Annotated in this window: 12 protein-coding genes; 7 read left to right on the top strand and 5 right to left on the bottom strand. The window is 55.9% G+C overall.

Annotated elements, in window-relative coordinates:
• Window positions 1-36: 36 nt before the first annotated feature.
• The gene (locus GRI36_RS11950) at window positions 37-2,205 is read left to right on the top strand and encodes a protein-disulfide reductase DsbD family protein (protein ID WP_160598658.1); all 2,169 of its coding nucleotides are present in this window, start codon (window positions 37-39) and stop codon (window positions 2,203-2,205) included.
• Here the strand turns inward: GRI36_RS11950 and GRI36_RS11945 are convergent.
• Both GRI36_RS11945 and uvrB read right to left on the bottom strand, forming a co-directional pair.
• A complete protein-coding gene (locus tag GRI36_RS11945) occupies window positions 2,135-2,713 on the bottom strand; it encodes a hypothetical protein (RefSeq protein WP_160598657.1) in 579 nt (192 codons plus the stop codon). The genes GRI36_RS11950 and GRI36_RS11945 overlap by 71 nt on opposite strands.
• Window positions 2,713-4,899 (bottom strand): excinuclease ABC subunit UvrB, encoded by a 2,187-nt coding sequence (uvrB, locus tag GRI36_RS11940; protein WP_160598656.1) that lies wholly within the window; start codon window positions 4,897-4,899, stop codon window positions 2,713-2,715. The genes GRI36_RS11945 and uvrB overlap by 1 nt, the downstream gene beginning before the upstream one ends.
• Before the next feature lie 111 nt (window positions 4,900-5,010).
• On the opposite strand from uvrB, the gene GRI36_RS11935 reads away from it, so the two are divergent.
• The 6 genes from GRI36_RS11935 to GRI36_RS11910 all read left to right on the top strand — a co-directional run bounded on the left by GRI36_RS11935 (window position 5,011) and on the right by GRI36_RS11910 (window position 10,703).
• Entirely contained in the window at window positions 5,011-5,772 is a 762-nt protein-coding gene (locus GRI36_RS11935; RefSeq protein ID WP_202392167.1) for an esterase/lipase family protein, read from the top strand.
• A gap of 104 nt (window positions 5,773-5,876) precedes the next feature.
• On the top strand, window positions 5,877-7,274 hold the full coding sequence (locus GRI36_RS11930) for a circularly permuted type 2 ATP-grasp protein (RefSeq protein ID WP_202392272.1): 1,398 nt from the start codon (window positions 5,877-5,879) through the stop codon (window positions 7,272-7,274).
• A 31-nt stretch (window positions 7,275-7,305) separates the two neighbouring features.
• Window positions 7,306-8,250, top strand: coding sequence for an alpha-E domain-containing protein (locus tag GRI36_RS11925; protein WP_160598654.1), 945 nt, complete (start codon window positions 7,306-7,308; stop codon window positions 8,248-8,250).
• Between the two features lie 4 nt (window positions 8,251-8,254).
• A complete protein-coding gene (locus tag GRI36_RS11920) occupies window positions 8,255-9,073 on the top strand; it encodes a transglutaminase family protein (RefSeq protein ID WP_160598653.1) in 819 nt (272 codons plus the stop codon).
• A 91-nt stretch (window positions 9,074-9,164) separates the two neighbouring features.
• Window positions 9,165-9,908: a proteasome-type protease gene (locus GRI36_RS11915; protein WP_160598652.1), complete on the top strand. Its 744-nt coding sequence runs from the start codon at window positions 9,165-9,167 to the stop codon at window positions 9,906-9,908.
• 174 nt (window positions 9,909-10,082) lie between these two features.
• Window positions 10,083-10,703 carry a response regulator transcription factor gene (locus GRI36_RS11910; RefSeq protein ID WP_160598651.1) on the top strand — a complete coding sequence of 207 codons (621 nt, stop codon included), beginning with the start codon at window positions 10,083-10,085 and terminating at the stop codon, window positions 10,701-10,703.
• A 15-nt stretch (window positions 10,704-10,718) separates the two neighbouring features.
• Here GRI36_RS11910 and GRI36_RS11905 read toward each other — a convergent pair whose 3' ends face one another.
• The 3 genes from GRI36_RS11905 to putP form a co-directional block, all read right to left on the bottom strand.
• Window positions 10,719-11,387, bottom strand: a complete 669-nt coding sequence (locus GRI36_RS11905; protein ID WP_407985672.1) for an extensin family protein — start codon at window positions 11,385-11,387, stop codon at window positions 10,719-10,721.
• A gap of 71 nt (window positions 11,388-11,458) precedes the next feature.
• A complete protein-coding gene (locus GRI36_RS11900; protein WP_160598649.1) occupies window positions 11,459-11,830 on the bottom strand; it encodes a VOC family protein in 372 nt (123 codons plus the stop codon).
• Window positions 11,831-13,300, bottom strand: a complete 1,470-nt coding sequence (gene putP, locus GRI36_RS11895) for a sodium/proline symporter PutP (protein WP_160598648.1) — start codon at window positions 13,298-13,300, stop codon at window positions 11,831-11,833.
• Between the last annotated feature and the right edge of the window lie 43 nt (window positions 13,301-13,343).

The raw sequence follows: 13,343 nt of genomic DNA, 5'->3' as shown, positions 1-13,343 counted from the left end.
GCAAAGAGATTACCTGCCATAAAGGTCAAACGCCAAATGGCGCACCGATTTGCGGTTCTGTTAGCTATGGCGTTGGCGATGTGTTTCGCGCCAGCCGCGTTTGGACAGGCACTGTCTCAAACCCCGATCCAGAATGCCCCGCGCACTGCGCCTAACCTCACAGCAAATTTGGTCGCAGAAGGTGCCGCAAAACCCGGCCAGCAAATCATGCTGGCTATGACCTTCGTACCTGTTTCCGAAGAATGGCACGGCTATTGGAAGAACCCGGGAGACGCCGGGTACGGAATGGAGCTGGATTGGGAGTTACCAGAGGGCTGGAGTGCAGGAGAACCGCTGTATCCTGCGCCGGACCGATTGCTGATCAGCGGTCTGATGAACCATGTTTTCAAGGGGGCATACGCGGTTCTGATACCGGTCACTGTGCCTGTTTCGGCGAGGGTCGGACAAACCGAAAAAGTCGGGCTTTCCGCACAATGGCTCGCTTGCACCGACCGGATATGTGTGCAGGAGCAGGGCAGTTTTTCGCTCAAGATTGCGGTCGGCTCCGGCCCCACCGACGGCCGCTTTGCCGAATGGCGTGGCGCAATCCCGCCGATGATCGAAAGCGCCGCAACTTTCCAGATCACGGGCGAAAATTTGCGGATTGCGATCCCCATGCCTGCCGGGCTTGATCTGGGTGCGCCGCATCTTTTTCTCGCCAACAGAAGCTTGAGTCAGGGCCTTCAACCGTCTTACGCAGCGAGGCAGAAATTCGCCTATGAAGGCGACAGGCTGGCAGTAGAAATTCCGCTGAAACGTTTGATCTTACCCGAAGGTTATGCCGATGAAGACAGCGGCGCACCCGAAGAGGTGGAAGGCATTCTGTCATTTGGCGATGGCCGTTCAATCCAGTTCAAAGCCGTAGCTGGCCACGTGGATGCAAGCTTCATAAATTCCGAAGGTGACGCGCCTGCGCTCGGCTGGCTGCTGCTAGCGGCACTGGCGGGCGGGCTGATCCTGAATGTGATGCCCTGCGTGTTCCCGATCCTGAGCCTGAAGGCGATGTCGCTCGTTCGAGCAGGAGGAAGTGAACGTCAGGCGCGCAGCGAAGGCCTGGCTTACACTGCCGGGGTCGTGATGGCCTGTGTCGGGCTTGGCGGCATGATGCTGGCTCTGCGCGCAGCAGGACAACAAGTCGGTTGGGCGTTTCAATTGCAGGAGCCAGCGGTGGTCGTTGCTTTGCTGGTGCTCGCGGCAGTGATCACCGCGAATCTTGCAGGCGTTTTTGAATTACCATCACTTAATGCAGGGCCAATTGCGAAGGGACGGCGAGGAAAGCCAGCCAGCGCCTTTGCCACGGGTTTGCTGGCAGCGGTCGTGGCCACCCCTTGCACGGGGCCATTTATGGCGGCGGCGATGGGCGCGGCTTTATTGCTGCCGTCAGCGCAGGCTTTGCTGCTGTTTGCGGCGCTGGGATCGGGACTGGCCCTGCCATTCCTGCTGCTTGGTTTCATCCCGCGACTGCGCAGAATGCTTCCCAAGCCGGGGCCGTGGATGGAGCGTTTTCGCAGATTAATGGCGATCCCCATGGGCCTAACCGCGCTGGCGTTGATCTGGTTGGTTTCGCGGCTGGGTGGCACAAAATTCGCATTGGTCACTCTGGTGCTGGTTGCAGGTATCATAATAGGCCTTCTCATCACTGGAAGGTTGCAGCGCAGCGGTAAAATCGCATGGCCTGCTTTCGGCCTGATCGCAGCCCCGTTTCTGATTTTTGCGGGCTTCGCCTTGCCCGCCACCCATTCCCAAGCTGGTGGCTCGGCGGCGGAATCTATCCTGGATCCGGTCAATTACAGCGCGGACGCTTTGGCTGAGGCACGGGCTGCTGGTCAGCCAGTGTTCCTGTGGTTCACCGCCGATTGGTGCGTCACCTGCAAAGTGAATGAGCAAACCTCGATTGAGCGGGAAGAAACCCGCGCTGCATTTGAGCAAGCCGGAGTTGTTGCGATGCGTGGGGACTGGACGCAGCCTGATGATGCGATCACGCAATATCTGACCGAGCAGGGCGTTGCTGGCATCCCGCTATATGTTTGGTATTTGCCAGGCGCGGAAGCGGAAATTTTGCCACAAATCCTGACGTCCGATATTGTGACCGAACCTATTCGCCGGAAGGCTGCGACAGCTGGCGGCAATGGTCAATCAATTGGGCTGGACGCGGGCTTGGATTGAGCACAACGCTGCCTGCGCCAGGTATGGTCGCTTCGATTTTTCGTGGGCCTGTGAGGACATCAAGATCTGGATTGCGCGGATCATAATACCCTTCCCATAACCAAACCTTGCCATTCCACACTGAATCGACAGGCAGGCGGGCAATATGGCCATTGCCGATCAGCGCCATCAGCCCCTTCGCCTGCGGGTCGGCGGCAATAAAGCGAGTGATATGAACCTTGTAAGCGGCACCCGCTTTCTCGCAGCCCAATGCAAAAATCGCTGGCTGCCCCGTATTGCCGTAAAGCATCCGGTCAGGCTGGGTGCTGTCAGCCCAAATTGCGCCTTCGGTGTTCGGCGTGTCGATAGGCATGGATGGAGCCTCTCGGCGATCATCAATCGCAATTCGTTCGACATATTCATCGGCGGCAGGCGGCTTGCACGCGGCCAGCGCCAGCGCCGCGCTGACCGACAAGGCATGGACAATTGCTCGCAGCGGTACTGGTGGATAGGGGCGCAGCGGGGCCATCACTTCCCCCACTTCCGCTGCGTTTGACCATAGCCCATTTTGCGTGTGCCGGGCTTGCCTTCCATCGACCGGCCCACAATGGGGGCTGTCTTGTCCGCATCGGGAATACCGAGTTCATTGGCTTCCAGCTTGCGGATTTCGTCGCGCAAGCGGCCCGCTTCTTCGAATTCAAGGTCGGCGGCGGCGTCGCGCATCCGCTTTTCGAGGTCTTCGATATAGCCGCGCAAATTATGCCCGACGAGGTTGTTGACCTTTTCATCGCCAATATCGACCGTAACCCCGTCTTTGCTGGCGGTGTGGGCAACGATGTCCTGAATGTTGCGCTTGATGGTAGTCGGGGTGATGCCGTGTTGTTCATTGTAAGCGCGCTGTTTTTCGCGGCGGCGGTCAGTTTCAGCCATCGCACGTTCCATGCTGCCGGTGATCCGGTCTGCATAAAGGATTACTTTGCCATCGACGTTACGCGCGGCGCGGCCAATTGTTTGCACCAGTGAAGTTTCGGAACGCAGGAAGCCTTCCTTGTCGGCATCCAGGATCGCCACCAACCCGCATTCGGGAATATCAAGCCCTTCGCGCAGAAGGTTGATACCGACCAACACATCATAGACGCCAAGCCGCAAATCGCGGATTAATTCAATCCGTTCGAGCGTCTCGACATCGCTATGCATATAGCGAACGCGCAGACCCGCCTCATGCATGAACTCGGTCAAATCTTCGGACATCCGCTTAGTCAATGTGGTGACCAATGTGCGGTAGCCTTTCTCGGCAGTCTGGCGGCACTGGTCGATGCAATCCTGCACCTGATCTTCGACGGGCCGAATTTCCACCGGAGGATCAATCAGGCCGGTCGGGCGAATGATTTGTTCGGCAAAAACGCCGCCGGTTTGCTCCATCTCCCAATTGCCGGGCGTGGCGGAAACCGCGAAGGTTTGCGGCCGCATTGCGTCCCATTCGTTGAAGCGCAGCGGGCGGTTGTCGATGCAGCTGGGCAGGCGGAAACCATGTTCGGCCAGCGTCAATTTGCGGCGGTGATCGCCTTTCGACATTGCGCCGATTTGTGGGACGGTCTGATGACTTTCATCGACGAACAGCAAGGCGTTTTCGGGCAGATATTCGAACAATGTTGGCGGCGGTTCGCCCGGCAAACGTCCGGTCAGGAAACGGCTATAATTCTCGATGCCTGCGCAGCTGCCGGTGGCGGCAATCATTTCCAGATCAAAATTAGTTCGCTGCTCCAGCCTTTGCGCTTCCAGCAGCAGGCCTTCTTCGTTCAATTCCTTAAGCCGTTCGGACAGTTCGAACTTTATCGCGTCGGCCGCCTGTTTCATGGTCGGGCCAGGGGTCACATAATGCGAATTGGCATAGACGCGCACGACTTCCAGACTGGCGCCTTTGCTGCCCGTCAGCGGATCGAATTCGCTTATCTCCTCGATATCATCGCCGAAGAAGCTGACCCGCCATGCCATATCCTCATAATGGCTCGGGAAGATTTCCAGATTGTCGCCGCGCACCCGAAACGTGCCGCGGGTGAAAGCCGCGTCATTGCGCTTATATTGCATAGCGACCAGCTTGCGGATCATCTCGCGCTGATCGACGGAGGTGCCGGTCTTGATGTCAAAAATCATTGCCGAATAGGTTTCGACCGAGCCGATGCCGTAAATACATGATACCGATGCCACGATTATCACATCATCGCGCTCTAGCAGCGAGCGGGTGGCCGAATGGCGCATCCGGTCAATCGCCTCGTTAACGCTGCTTTCCTTTTCGATATAGGTGTCGCTGCGCGGGACGTAGGCTTCTGGCTGATAATAGTCGTAGTAACTGACGAAATATTCGACGGCGTTATTCGGGAAAAAGCTTTTGAACTCTCCGTATAGCTGTGCGGCAAGGATTTTGTTGGGCGCGAGGATCAGGGCAGGGCGCTGGGTTGCCTCGATCACTTTGGCCATGGTGAAGGTTTTTCCGCTGCCGGTCACGCCCAGCAAAGTTTGCGTCTTGTCCCCGTCATTCGCACCAGCGACCAGATCGGCAATGGCGGTTGGTTGATCACCAGCCGGCTCATATTCGGAAATCAGCTCGAATTTCTTACCCGGCATTGATTTTTCCGGGCGCGCAGGTTTGTGCGGGACAAAATCGCCGCTGGTATCGGGTTCTTCGAGGCCGCGGCGGATAACGAGTTCTGACATGCGGGAACATATGGGGGGTGTTGTGCCAGTGGGCAAGTTGTGGGTGGCGACAGCCAAAGATGTTTGCACTATGGGGTATGCACCGGGAAAAATTTGAAACGAGGCCGCATTTTGAGCAGCACCAAGCCGCAACCCCCAAAACCCCCTAAGGTTGATTTGTCGCGCCGGATCGAATTGGCGCGTCAGGGGAATCCCGACGCGGCCGCTCGTCCGAAAATCCGTCACACGCTCGCTGAAGCGCGAGTTGTGGTCGAACCTGCGCTCAGGCTTTTCCGGAAAATGGATATTGAGGCTGCTGTCACCCCGCGCACGGTAATGCTGCTGCCTGGTTTTGGCACCCATCCGGTCCGTATGAAATATATGGCCCAGCAGCTTGAGAGAGCGGGTCACACGGTCAAGCGATGGGGCATGGGATTCAATTTCGGACCCACATCAGAAAATGTCGCATTCCTCGAAGAACGGCTGGCGGATATTCACCAGCGTTACGGAAGGGATGTAGTGCTCGTCGGCTGGAGCCTAGGCGGATTATTCGCACGCGAACTGGCCAAGCGCCATCCCGATCAAGTCGCCAAAGTCGTTACTATGGGCTCACCATTCTCCGGCGACCCAAGGGCAAATAATGCTTGGCGGATTTATCAGTTCATCGCAGGGCATCGGGTGGATAATCCGCCGATAGAGGGTGACGTAGGTCAGAAGCCGCCGGTTGAAACGGTTGCATTCTGGAGCGCGCGCGACGGCATTGTCAGCCCGCGAAGCAGTTGCGGTAAGGTTGGTGAGCGCGATCGCGCGGTTGCCTTGCGCTGCAATCATATCGGCTTCTCCTACTCGCCCGAATGCATACGAGCAGTTTTGCGGGAACTCGAAGAAGTTTGAAGCTTTGGGTTTACATCAGCATCAATCACTGTAGCCATAGTGCTCGGTTTTAATCAGCTAGTTTCAAGGGGTCCGTGGGCATCGCTCATTCCAATTTTGATGAAATGCACACCGCGGACGGCTCCGTTCGCCCCGCTTACGAGGGATATTGCGACTGGCAAAATGGCCAGGACCAGTCCTATCTGCGCCGCAAGCACAATGAAGCCGAAAGCAATTTCCGCAAAACGGGCATCACCTTCAATGTCTATGGCGAGGATGCTGCAGAAGAACGATTAATTCCGTTCGATATGGTTCCGCGCGTAATTGGTGCCGGCGAATGGCGCAAATTGTCACGCGGCATCGAACAGCGCGTCAGCGCGCTCAATGCTTTCTTGTATGACCTTTACCACCGGCAGGAAATAATCCGGTCGGGCCGGATCCCTGAACGGTTGTTTCGCAACAATGCGGCGTGGCTGCACCAGATGGTTGGTTTTAAGCCGCCGGGCGGAGTTTATACGCATATCGTCGGGATAGATCTGGTCCGCACCGGACCCGACGAATGGTTCGTGCTGGAGGATAACGCCAGAACCCCGTCGGGCGTCAGCTATATGCTGGAAAACCGCGAAACGATGATGGCGATGTTCCCCGAGCTGTTTTCGAAAGTCGAAGTGGAGGCGGTCTCGGATTATCCGCGCCGTCTCGCGCAGAGCCTTGCCGCGTGCGCGCCGCCAGCGACCAAGGGACGTCCCAATGTAGCCGTGTTGACTCCCGGAATTTATAACAGCGCCTATTTCGAACATTCGTTTTTGGCAGATCAGATGGGCGCCTATCTGGTCGAAGGCAGCGATTTGCGCGTGGTTGATGGCCGCGTGCAGATGAGGACAACGAGAGGCTACAAGCCGGTCGATGTGATCTACCGGCGGGTCGATGATGATTATCTGGATCCGCTAACGTTTAATCCCGACAGTGCATTGGGCATCCCCGGAATTATGGATGTTTATCGCGCGGGCGGCGTAACAATTGCCAACGCGCCGGGAACAGGCGTTTGCGACGACAAAGCTGTCTACAGCTTTATGCCTGAAATCGTCGAGTTTTATACTGGCGAAAAACCACTGCTGCCCAATGTCCAGACATGGCGGTGTTCCGACCCAGACAGTCTCGGCTATGTGCTCGACAATCTTGAGGAACTGGTGGTCAAGGAAGTCCACGGTTCGGGCGGATACGGTATGTTGATCGGTCCAACCGCTTCGAAGAAAGAGATCGCCGAATTCCGCAAGAAGCTGACCAATAATCCGACAAATTATATCGCCCAGCCCACATTGGCTTTGTCGACTTGTCCGATCTTCACCAAGAGCGGCCTTGCACCGCGCCATGTGGATTTGCGGCCCTACGTACTGGTTTCGCCGAATGGCGTCGATATTACTCCTGGGGGTCTGACACGTGTGGCGTTGAAGAAAGGGTCTCTGGTTGTGAATTCCAGTCAGGGCGGCGGGACTAAAGATACGTGGGTGCTGAAAGACTGATGGCGGCTGAGACACATCAAGGAACGCAAGAATGCTAGGCCGCACAGGAAACGGGTTGTTCTGGATGTTCCGCTATCTGGAACGCGCAGAAAATACCGCCCGGCTGCTCGATGCCGGGCTACGCATGGCGTTGACTCGCGATTTCGCGACGGCGGATGCGGAATGGCGCTCGGTAATTGCGACTACCGGACACAAGGCTGCGTTTGAACAGCATGGCGGTGAATATAATGGACCGCAGGTGTGGAATTTTATTCTGCGCAACAAGGATAACCCGGCTAACATTCTCGGCACGTTCGAACAGGTCCGGACCAACGCGAGAATGGCGCGAAATGCCATCAGCGGCGAGGTGTGGGAAGCGATCAATGAAAGCTGGATGCAGCTGAAGGACATGCTGTCTGCGCCCGTTCAGCAGAATAATCTTGGATATGTCGTCAGCAGTATCCGGCGGGCCGGGATGCAGGTTCACGGGGCAATGGCAGGATCAATGTTGCGCGACGAAGGGTTCCACTTTGCCCGAGCGGGCACGTTTGTCGAGCGCGCCGACAGCATCGCGCGGATCCTTGACATCAAATATTATCTGTTGTTGCCGTCACTGTCCTATGTCGGTTCAACGATGGATGCCGGGCAATGGGACAATATCCTTCGTTCGGTGTCGGGTGACCGCGCGTACCGTTTCCTGAATGCCGGGCAAATCGACGCGCGCGGTATTGTTGAATTTCTGGTGCTTGATGACCGTTTTCCGCGCAGTCTGGCTTTTTGCCATTCTGCCTTACGCCAAAATTTGGCGGCACTTGCGCGGATCCACGGAAAAGAGGGCGAGTGCAATGTGTTGATGCGTGATGCGGACACACGCATTTCCGGCATGACCATCGACGATATCTTCGAAAAAGGCCTGCACCAATTCCTGCTGGAATTCAGCCACAGCAATTCGGCGATCGCGGCAGCAATCGCTGAAGATTACAGGTTTATCGCGTGATCTTATGAGACTTTCGATCAAACATACCACGCGTTACCGCTTTTCCGATCCGGTGGTCCATGCATTGCAACGGCTAAGGCTGACGCCGAAAGCTACGCAAGGGCAGAAAATCCTGAAATGGGATATGACCTATGAGAACGCGCATGAGGAGCTCCAATATGAGGACCAGCACCACAATACGGTAACGCTGGTTGCGGTCGAGCCCGAAGCGCGTGAAGTGATCGTAAGATGCGAAGGGCTGGTCGACACAGAGGATAATGCCGGCGTGATCGGCGTACATTCGGGCCATATGCCTCTATGGAGTTTCCTTGGCCAAACCGATTTGACTCGGCCTGGTCCGAGTATGAAGAAATTGATCCGCGAACTGGAAGCCAAGGGCGAAACCAAGATCAATATTCTGCACAGCCTGTCGCAAAGCATTCGCGATCGGGTGGAATATAAAACCGGCGAAACGCAGGTTGAAACAACCGCAGAAGAAGCGATGAAGCACGGCAGCGGTGTGTGCCAAGACCACGCCCAGATTTTCATCGGAGCAGCGCGCGCATTGGAAATACCCGCGCGTTATGTCAGCGGCTATTTGATGATGAATGACCGGGTGGAGCAAGAAGCAACCCACGCTTGGGCAGAAGCGCATGTTGACGGGCTTGGCTGGGTCGGGTTCGATGTCTCGAATGTAATCAGCCCAGATCCGCGGTATGTCCGGGTGGCAACCGGGCGCGATTACCGCGATGCAGCCCCGATTACCGGCATCAGCTTCGGTGCGCGAAGCGAAGATCTGCAAGTTGCAGTGGCGGTCGAGCAGCAGCAGGTCGTCCAGCAATAAAGACATTAGACCGCGCGACAGTTGCAGTGTAACTGAGGCCTTCCAGTTTGAGAGTCGGCCATCAGCAACACGGCCATCCGAGGAATATTCAATGACATATTGTGTGGGAATGATGCTCGACAAGGGCCTCGTCATGATGAGCGATACGCGGACCAATTCGGGCGTGGATAACATTTCAGTGTACCGTAAGATGTTCACCTGGAAAGTTCCGGGCGAACGGATCATTTCGGTCATGACCGCCGGAAACCTGGCTACCACCCAGAATGTCATTGGCCAGCTGGAAGAACGCACAAAAGCGCCTGAAGATCGCGATAACTCGCTGCTTAAAGCGTCGACGATGTTCCAGGTCGCATCGGAAATTGGCAGGTTGCTGCGTGCAACAGTGCAGGAAACGCAGGATGGGAATGGCGCGCGCGGTAAGGGGCGGTTCACCGCATCGATTATCTTAGCGGGGCAAATTGATGGCATGGAGCCGCGCCTGTTCCTGATCTATCCCGAAGGAAACTTCATCGAAGCCAGCTTCGACACGCCCTTCCTGCAAATTGGCGAAACCAAATATGGACGTCCAATTATCCTGCGCGGATATGACCGGAATATGAACTTTGAAGACGCAGTCAAACTGCTGATGGTCTCGTTTGATTCCACGCTTAAAGCCAATTTGTCAGTCGGCCTCCCGCTTGATCTGATGGTTATTGAACGTGACCAGTTCGAACCTGCGCACGAGCGCCGGATCACGCAAGACGACCCCTATTTTCAGGCGATTTCGTCCAGTTGGGGTGATGCCCTGCGCTCTGCGTTTCATTCTTTGCCCGATTATAAGTTCGATCACGAATAGATTTCTTCGCGATTTGTATGGTTTTAACAAAATTTGGACAATAAAAATCCATTTCGGATATTGATTTTTTGATATTTTTACGAGGTAATACTCAGTCTAATTACTGATCGTAAAAGTCGGTATTGGTGTTACTACGGAGTGCGCAATGCTGCGTATGTGGCCACAAGTACGGCCATGGAAAATCATTATATCATTCACATAGTTGACCCGTCCAGTAAAGTAAGAGGCGAGTTGTCACGGGTCGCATTTGACCTTGGTTATCATGCAGAAGTCTATGCAGATCTTTCTGAACTTGCCGAACGCCCGTTGACGGAAGGGATCATCGTTGCGCGTGATGATCCCGAAACTGGCGGTATCGAGAATTTGATGGCCGAACTGACCAATGCTGGCGTTTGGCTTCCGCTAATTGCTTTGTCAGATGTGTTGCGTCCAGGCCGGATTGTTGCTGCGACCAAAGCTGGCGCACTCAGCTATATCGGCTTGCCAATAGACATGGCAGAGCTCGACCGAACATTGACCGGCATAGCCACCGAAGCAAATGAATTTGGACTTGCGCAGCGCAAGCTTATCGATGCGCGCAACAGGATATCGCAGCTTTCCAATCGTGAACGCGAAGTGCTGGATTGGTTGACCAAGGGGCTTAGCAACAAGGCGATTGCGCGCGAATTGGATATCAGTCCGCGAACTGTCGAAATCCACCGGGCAAAAATGATGAGTAAGCTTGGGGCGCACCATCCCGCCGAAGCGGTAAGGTTGCGGATGGAGGCCCAAATTACCGCGCGTGTTTCTGCGTGATGGTCAGCGCAGCGTTCAGCGACAAAAATTGCTGTCGCCCGTCTCGAGGTGAAAGTGGTCTTTATGCGCCGCATTATATGCGGGCCCAAGCACTGTACCGAAGCGCTTGCAGGCACTGCGGTGAATAGTCTTGAGAAACTCACGTTCGGCCTGCGTGCCGTTGTTCCAATCACCTGCAACGCTGATCCGACGCCCGTCCGCAAGGATGAACGCAGAAATGTCGATGGCCTGCGCGTTGGAGTGGGCGGAGCGGCGACTGGTGCCTGAAACATTGCGGCAATTGTAACTGCCCATGGTTTCGATTCTGGCAAGCGGGCTGCCGAGCATCCGCTGTGCAGCACGGTCGACCCCGAAACGGGCCCAGCCTGCAAATGCGGTTGCGGTCGGACAAGCAACGGGACCGAGATTGGCGAGGGCAAAGCTGGCTTGGTCTCCGCGCAGATCGGACAGACGCACAGCGTTTAAAGTTGAACATCCTGCACCATAATATTGGTCAGGGATGGCCGCGAAGCGCGAGCCGGTTTGACCAAGCTGGGCGAGGCACTTTTGCGCGATGGGAGTGGCAGGCATGGTACCGCCATTTGCAGCAATTTTCGGCTTGGCAGCGCCGCTATCACCCTTAGGCAGTAGGTTGCAGCCGCTCAGGGCGAACAATAAGGCAATCAGGGCGAAAGGCCGAAACACGGTGAAGACCATGGCGGATATATGGTTAAGGAAGCCCTAAACATGGTGAGGCAGGTGCTTGGCAAAGCCATTTACTCGGGCGTGTCGACCTGTTCCCAAAGCTCGATTTTTATGCCGTCCGGGTCGAGGAGCCACGCAAATTTGCCATATCCTTCATCGACACTGTCGAGAATTTCAACGCCGCGTGTCTTCAAGATTGCGACGAATTCATCAAGTTTGTCGACACGCAAATTGATCATGAAGCTGGCAGTACCCGGCTTCATATATTTGTCGTCACTAAAGTGGCTGATGAGCGAATAGGGCTGTTCCCCTGTTTCCTCAGACCAATTGAGTTGCGGGCCATATTCACCATCAAGCCCGAGTTTCTCGCGGTACCACTCGCGCGTCGCCTTGGGATCTTTTACAACGTAGAAAACGCCGCCCAATCCGGTGATTTTAGCCATCTATGCCTCCTGTTTTCGGGTAGCCATGCTGACCAATACGATAGCGATCCATGCTGCTGCGAAGCCGGGAATAATTTCGTAGATGCCTTGGCCACCCATAAACGTACCGTTCCAGCCGAGCCAGATCCACAACATCACAGTCGCGGCCCCTATGACCAGGCCCGAAACCGCGCCTGCACCGGTCATCTTGTCCCAAGTCAGCGAAAGAATGATCAGCGGCCCGAAGGCTGCGCCAAATCCCGCCCACGCATTCGAAACCAGCCCCAAAACCTGACTATCCGGATTGCTGGCAATCGCCAGTGCAAGCAGTGCGACCAGCAATACGCTGAGCCTGCTGACGGTCACTGTCTCGCGCTCGCTCGCCTGCTTGCGCAGGAACAGCCGGTAGAAATCCTCTGTCAGCGAGGATGAAGCGACCAGCAATTGCGAGCTGATCGTGCTCATAATCGCTGCAAGCAGTGCCGCGAGTAGGAAGCCGGTGATCAGGGGATGGAACAGCAAATCGGCGAGGATGATGAAGATTGTCTCGGGGTCTTCCACCGTAATACCGTTTTGTTCGGCATAGGCGCGTCCGGCAATCCCGATACCGATCGCACCGAGCAGCGCGACACCCATCCAGCTCATTCCGATAATACCTGCGGTTTTTACCGCAGCCACGCTGCGAACGGCCATAAACCGCACGATAATATGAGGCTGTCCGAAATAGCCGAGACCCCAAGCGACCGCGCTGACGAAGCCGATAAATGTCAGCCCTCCAAACAAATCAAGATATTCGAGGTTGCCTGTAGCTGCCGCAGCATTTGCCGCCGCGCTTAAGTCCGTTCCGCCCATGATCACCACCAGTGGCATCAACACCAGCGCGACCACCATAATGCAGCCCTGGACAAAGTCAGTCAGGCTAACTGCAAGGAAACCGCCCACCATAGTGTATGCAAGCACGACGCCGGCCGTCAGCCAGATGCCCAGCGCATAGTCGCTGATGCCAATGTCGCCGAACATAGCTGCAAAGCTCGTTTCGAACAGCTTCCCGCCGCCAACCAGACCGGCTGCAGTATAAACCGCGAAAAAAGCGACGATAATCAGCGCTGAAATGACCCGCAGCAGCACGGCTTTGTCAGGGAAGCGGTTGGCGAGAAATTCCGGGATGGTCAGCGCGTTTCCCAGATCCTCTGTCTGTTTGCGAAGGCGCGGCGCGACGACAATCCAATTTATCAACGCACCGACGAACAGGCCGATCCCGATCCATGCCTCGACCAGGCCAGACGCATAGAGCGCGCCCGGCAAACCGAGCAGCAGCCAGCCCGACATATCCGATGCTCCCGCTGAGAGTGCCGCAACCGCAGGATGCAAATTTCGCCCGGCGAGCAGATATCCTGCGCTGTCCGATGTCGATTTGCGCCAGGCATAAAGCCCGATGGCGATCATCAAAATGAAGTAGATTGCGAGCGAAATGAGCGTGCCTGTTTCCATGCGCTGCGCATTATCAGCCTATCGCGTGTCTGGCCACCTGGCG

The organism is Pontixanthobacter gangjinensis, assembly GCF_009827545.1.
Taxonomy (GTDB): domain Bacteria; phylum Pseudomonadota; class Alphaproteobacteria; order Sphingomonadales; family Sphingomonadaceae; genus Pontixanthobacter; species Pontixanthobacter gangjinensis.
This window is presented reverse-complemented; position numbering and strand designations above follow the sequence as displayed.

Excerpts from the sequence above, each read along its gene's own strand:
- GRI36_RS11950 (WP_160598658.1), top strand. The coding sequence starts at position 37 with ATGGCGCACCGATTTGCGGTTCTGTTAGCTATGGCGTTGGCGATGTGT.
- GRI36_RS11925 (WP_160598654.1), top strand. The coding sequence starts at position 7,306 with ATGCTAGGCCGCACAGGAAACGGGTTGTTCTGGATGTTCCGCTATCTG.
- putP (WP_160598648.1), bottom strand. The coding sequence starts at position 13,300 with ATGGAAACAGGCACGCTCATTTCGCTCGCAATCTACTTCATTTTGATG.
- GRI36_RS11900 (WP_160598649.1), bottom strand. The coding sequence starts at position 11,830 with ATGGCTAAAATCACCGGATTGGGCGGCGTTTTCTACGTTGTAAAAGAT.
- GRI36_RS11930 (WP_202392272.1), top strand. The coding sequence starts at position 5,877 with ATGCACACCGCGGACGGCTCCGTTCGCCCCGCTTACGAGGGATATTGC.
- GRI36_RS11915 (WP_160598652.1), top strand. The coding sequence starts at position 9,165 with ATGACATATTGTGTGGGAATGATGCTCGACAAGGGCCTCGTCATGATG.
- GRI36_RS11910 (WP_160598651.1), top strand. The coding sequence starts at position 10,083 with ATGGAAAATCATTATATCATTCACATAGTTGACCCGTCCAGTAAAGTA.
- uvrB (WP_160598656.1), bottom strand. The coding sequence starts at position 4,899 with ATGTCAGAACTCGTTATCCGCCGCGGCCTCGAAGAACCCGATACCAGC.
- GRI36_RS11920 (WP_160598653.1), top strand. The coding sequence starts at position 8,255 with ATGAGACTTTCGATCAAACATACCACGCGTTACCGCTTTTCCGATCCG.
- GRI36_RS11945 (WP_160598657.1), bottom strand. The coding sequence starts at position 2,713 with ATGGCCCCGCTGCGCCCCTATCCACCAGTACCGCTGCGAGCAATTGTC.